The sequence below is a fragment of the Nostoc sp. NMS7 genome (assembly GCF_017115085.1).
In the GTDB taxonomy this organism is placed as follows: Bacteria; Cyanobacteriota; Cyanobacteriia; order Cyanobacteriales; family Nostocaceae; genus Nostoc.
In genome coordinates this window covers 1-3979 of the sequence record NZ_JABXKJ010000118.1, presented here as the reverse complement: position 1 = coordinate 3979, position 3979 = coordinate 1, and the positions used below count along the sequence as shown (strand labels likewise).

The window sequence follows — 3979 nt, the reverse complement described above, 5'->3', positions numbered from 1 at the left end:
AATCCTCCTGTGTTTGTTATTTTAAGCACTGCATAGCCTTAACTGAACCGTATTGATTTATAATCTTGAGGTAAAAGACAAGCTCAAAGCATTAGATCAACTGCTTTATAAAAGAGCAGAGCTAATGGCAGCCAGTTCGCAGTATCGGCTGTATCAAGGACATAAACAAGTCGATCTGAGCAATATACCGCTATTGGGTAGTGGTTCTCACCCCGCTGATATTGAACTGGTTTATGTTCGCTGGTATGACTCTGAAGGTAAACTTAAGCGGTTTTTTGGGACTCCACCTCCAGAACAGTTACAAACAGCATCTGGTTTTCTGACGATTAAATCCGTTGACCCCCTTACAAACGAGGCGCTTTGGTTGCGTCAAGTCACGCTACTTGTTCAAGGAGGAAATTCGGTGATCGGTTATCTGCAAGTTGCTATCCCGCTAACAGAAACTCAAAACGATCTCAGACAATTTCAGTTAATATTGACCCTGGCTGTGCCTGTAGCACTGGGGTTAATTGGACTTACAGGTTGGGTGCTTGGCGGCATAGCTATGCAACCCGTTCAGCAAGCCTATAATCAACTGCAACGCTTCACATCAGATGCTTCTCATGAGTTGCGATCGCCCCTTTCTGCAATTTTGACCAATGCCCAAGTTGGGTTACTAATGTCCGCAGATTATCCCCAAATCCATCCCTCAGTGGAGAACATCATCGATAGCGCCAAGTCGATGAGTACCTTGGTCAATAACCTACTGCTGTTGGCTCGGCATCAGGGACAATTAACTCCCGAATCTCTCAAAAAGGTTAATCTTAATAGCTTGCTAGAGAATTTAGCAGTTTATTATAATACTCAAGCTGCAAAAGCGTCGCTCAAGTTGATCAACCATTTACCAGAACAACCTATTGAGTTGTGGGCTGATCCCGATTTGCTGCGGCTAGCTGTTGAAAACTTGCTCAACAACGCCTGCAATTACACTCCGTCTGGTGGAACTGTCTGGTTACGCTTAGAACCTCACCCAGATCGGGCGGTAATTCAGGTCATCGATACTGGAATTGGAATTCCAGAGGCAGATTTACCTTACATTTTTGATCGCTTTTACCGGGTTGACACAGAACGTGCCAGAGAAAGCGGCGGATTTGGGTTAGGATTAGCGATCGTTCAACAAATTGTCCAGGCTCACGGCGGTCACATTCATGTGATGAGCAATGAGGGTAAAGGCTCGACGTTCCAGATAAAATTACCGCTTATGAGCCATTCCTAAATCATCTTCAGGTCTATTTCTCCAGTGGCAGTAGACAGATTTAACATCTCTAGGTCTGCTTGCTTTAGATGCATTCTTCGTATTTATACTGAGATTTATTGTTTAACTGCTTTCATCGACAAACTAATCCGCTTGAGTTTCTCGTCGATTTCTAACACCTGCACTTTTACTACTTGTCCGACTTTGACAACTTTGTTGGGATCGTCTACAAATCTATCAGCAAGTTGGGATATATGCACTAAACCATCTTGATGTACGCCGATATCGACAAAGGCGCCGAAGTTGGCGACATTCGTCACGATTCCCTCTAGTTCCATTCCCACCTTTAAGTCTCTGATTTCCTTAATTCCTTCTCTGAAGGTGGCATACTTAAACTCAGCACGAGGATCTCTACCTGGTTTTTCTAGTTCGCTGAGGATGTCGCGTAGTGTAGGTTCGCCGATGCTATCGGTAACGTATTTCTTCAGGTTGGTCTTTTTGAGTTTTTCGGCAATTTGCGTCACCTGATTTAATGGCACATTTAGATCAGATGCGATCGCTTCTACTACAGAATAACTCTCTGGATGCACTGCTGTATTATCTAATGGGTTGTCACCGCCGCGAATCCGCAGAAAACCTGCTGCTTGTTCAAAAGCCTTTGGCCCCAACTTCGCAACTTTCAAAAGTTGTCGCCGATTTTTAAAGGCTCCATACTGGTTGCGATAGGCGATAATGTTATTGGCAATTGTTGGCGTAATCCCAGAGACGGAAGTCAGAAGTTCTTTGGATGCGGTGTTTAAATCTACGCCGACGTAGTTCACACAGCTTTCTACAGTGTCATCCAATTTCTTTTTCAACAACTTCTGATCGACATCGTGCTGATATTGTCCCACACCAATGGATTTGGGATCGATTTTCACCAGTTCCGCTAAGGGGTCTTGCAAACGGCGACCGATGCTAATGGCGCCGCGCACCGTAATATCTAAATCCGGAAATTCTTCCAGCGCCACAGTACTCGCAGAATATATAGATGCGCCAGACTCATTTACCATCACCTTAACTGGTTTGCGTTCTATGGTTTCTAGAACTTGCGTGACAAATTCCTCTGTCTCGCGGGACGCTGTACCGTTACCGATGGCGATTAACTCAATTTTGTACTTTTCAATCAGATTTTTGACAGTTTGTGCTGCTTTGAGTCGTTGTTCAGCCGCTTGGTGGGGAAATACCGCCTGATATTCCAAAAATTTCCCAGTTTGGTCGAGGACTGCAACTTTACACCCAGTTCTAAATCCAGGGTCTATCGCCAGTGTTGGTTTCATCCCGGCTGGTGCAGATAGCAGCAACTCCCGCAGATTAGTTTCAAATGTCTTAATTGATTCTATATGTGCATAGATTTTTATCTCAGAAATTACCTCTCCCATTAGAGAGACTTTCATCAAACGGTTGAATGCATCCTTCAACATCGCTTGATAAAAATCCCGAATTGTGCCAACTTTGGTTTGAATTTCTTTTGACTCAAGATAGTAAAGCACCGTATCCTCATCAAAAGCAATTTCAAAGCTTAATATTTTCTCAGCTTCACCCCGACACAACGCCAGCATATTGTGGGCTGCAATATTTTTTACCCTAATTTGATAGTTTCGGTACATCTCAAATTTGGTTGTACCTTCGGGATAATCATCTTTGATGCGAGAGACCAATACCCCTTCTTCTAGGAGATAGTCGCGGATATATGCGCGTAACTCAGCTTTTTCAGCTACTTCTTCCGCCAAAATATCAGCAGCACCTTTAAGCGCTTCTGCTGCTGTTTTTACTCCCTTGGTTTCCGAAATATACTTAGCCGCTTCTGACTCCAGGGAAGCCGTTACAGCATTTTTTACATTTAGCGACTTGATAAATTCCGCCAGTGGTTCGAGTCCTTTTTCTCTGGCGATGGTGGCGCGAGTGCGTCGCTTTGGTCGATAGGGTAAGTATAAATCCTCAAGTTCGGTTTTTTGTAAGCAGGATGAGATTTTGGCTTTGAGTTCATCTGTAAGTTTACCTTGTTGAGCGATCGCACTTAAGATCACCGATTTTCGTTCTTCCAGTTCTGTTAAATAAGTATATCGTTCCGCCAGTTCACGTAGTTGCACTTCATTCATCTCATCAGTGCGCTCTTTACGGTAACGTGCAATAAAGGGAATTGTTGCACCTTCCGCCAAAAGTTCCAGCGCGTTTTGCACCTGATGGGGTTTGAGGTTTATTTCAGTTGCCAGTAATTGAGGAATGTTCAGCATTGGGTGTCTAAAATGAAAATGCTACTACTAAAGGTAATATGCTAGATCCTGATCCTGTCGCAAGGCCAAAGTTTTAAGCTAATTTACCAGACGATTGTTCACTGTTGCATTTGGCGAAGTAAACAAAACCCACCTACGCAAGTTTTAAATCCGATTAATCCGTGTAGCTAAACGATAGTTTGTATAGCATAGCGCAGCTATGCTGATGTCAGTTCGGTAGTTCAGATGGCATTCGTCTAATTAGTCGAATCAAAAAACCTTTAACTTATATCTTGCACCAGGCGACTAGAAGTCGCGCGCCAGGTGCTTCAAGTCGGCGGAGCCGCCCAACGCACTGGCTTGGCTACACAGGCAAAACCCACCTCCGTGGGTTAAAAACCTTTGATTTTTTCTTAGTCCACGGAGGTGGACTTTGTTTGTATAGCCAAGCCAGTGCGGGAACAGGGGGTTTCCACGCCACTTCCTTCAA

At 44.1% G+C, this 3979-nt stretch carries 3 protein-coding genes; 2 read left to right on the top strand and 1 reads right to left on the bottom strand.

From position 1 onward, the window contains the following. Positions 1-124 precede the first annotated feature (124 nt). The gene (locus tag HWQ38_RS12205; RefSeq protein ID WP_292793667.1) at positions 125-1255 is read left to right on the top strand and encodes a HAMP domain-containing sensor histidine kinase; all 1131 of its coding nucleotides are present in this window, start codon (positions 125-127) and stop codon (positions 1253-1255) included. A 95-nt stretch (positions 1256-1350) separates the two neighbouring features. Here the strand turns inward: HWQ38_RS12205 and HWQ38_RS12200 are convergent, their stop codons facing one another. Then, positions 1351-3510, bottom strand: a complete 2160-nt coding sequence (locus HWQ38_RS12200) for a Tex family protein (RefSeq protein WP_292793664.1) — start codon at positions 3508-3510, stop codon at positions 1351-1353. A 272-nt stretch (positions 3511-3782) separates the two neighbouring features. Between HWQ38_RS12200 and HWQ38_RS12195 the strand changes: the two genes are divergently transcribed. Beyond that, positions 3783-3979: hypothetical protein (locus HWQ38_RS12195; RefSeq protein WP_292793661.1), on the top strand; the 197-nt coding region annotated here is incomplete at its 3' end.

What these genes read in the sequence shown, in the direction of transcription:
- HWQ38_RS12205 (WP_292793667.1), top strand. Translation starts at nt 125, where the DNA reads ATGGCAGCCAGTTCGCAGTATCGGCTGTATCAAGGACATAAACAAGTC.
- HWQ38_RS12200 (WP_292793664.1), bottom strand. Translation starts at nt 3,510, where the DNA reads ATGCTGAACATTCCTCAATTACTGGCAACTGAAATAAACCTCAAACCC.